Source organism: Variovorax guangxiensis, from assembly GCF_003952165.1.
GTDB lineage: Bacteria > Pseudomonadota > Gammaproteobacteria > Burkholderiales > Burkholderiaceae_C > Variovorax > Variovorax guangxiensis.
In genome coordinates this window covers 1-1,017 of record NZ_RXFT01000042.1, presented here as the reverse complement: position 1 = coordinate 1,017, position 1,017 = coordinate 1, and the positions used below count along the sequence as shown (strand labels likewise).

Below are 1,017 nucleotides of genomic sequence, written 5' to 3'. Positions count from 1 at the left end.
TGTTGAGTTGCAATAGGTTATTCCCGCCGAGTCTGGAGGCGGGAGGCCTGTAGCCTAGGGCCGAGTGCGGCCTACGGGCGTTGTAGTAGCTCAGGAAGGCTGGCAACCATGCGGTGCGCTCATCACTGGTGTTCCAAGTACGGCCGTAGGCCCACTCGCGCAGGCAGGTTTGGATGAATCGCTCGGCCTTGCCATTGGTCTGCGGCCTGTAGGGCCTGGTGAAGGTGTGCTTGATACCCAGGGCCTGGCAGGTCTTGGCGAACAGTCGCGAGCGATAGGCTGAACCGTTGTCGGTGATCAGGCGCTTGATGGTCACGCCCAAAGCGGCATAGTGAGCCACCGCGGCTTGCAGGAACGCCACGGCCGAGGCCTTGCGCTCGTCTTCGTACATCTGCACGAAGCCGGCTCGGGAGTGATCGTCGATGGCCACGTGGGCGAACTCCCAGCCAGCACCTCGGCTGCGCGTGGTGCGGTCGCCGTTGATGCGGTGGCCTATGCGCTCAATGCGCCCGAGCTTCTTGGTGTCCATGTGCAGCAACTCACCAGGTGCCTCGCGCTCGTAACGCACCAGCGGCTTCAAGGGCTCCAGAACCTTCAGGCTGGACAGCCCTAGTCGAGCCAGCAGCCGGCTGACGGTGGCAACACTGCGCCCAACAGTGGTGGCAATGCGGCGCATGGGCATGCGAGCACGGCGCAGTTGCTCGATGCGCTGGCGAAGTGCCTCGTCCAGACCCGTGCGTGTCCTGGCCGGGCGCGAACTGCGGTCGTATAGGCCATCCAAACCGTGCAGCTCGAAGCGCTGGAGCCATTTACGCGCGGTGCGCTGGCTGATGCCGGCAGCCTCGGCTGCCGGCATCAGCCCCATAGCGGCAATGCGCTCGATCAGCAACTTGCGTCCTTCGAAGGTCAATCTGGCATTCTTGTGGCTGTTCACTCGGTTGTTCTCTCTGGGGATTGAAGCGTGGTAACTCCAGTCTCCCAGACCCTTCCGGGTGAACAACCTATTGAAACAGCACA

1 protein-coding gene is annotated in these 1,017 nt (G+C 62.7%); it reads right to left on the bottom strand.

Translation table 11 applies throughout. The features are described from left to right. A partial coding sequence (locus EJP67_RS33510) for an IS481 family transposase (RefSeq protein WP_126026017.1) occupies positions 1-934 on the bottom strand: 934 nt, incomplete at its 3' end. Between the last annotated feature and the right edge of the window lie 83 nt (positions 935-1,017).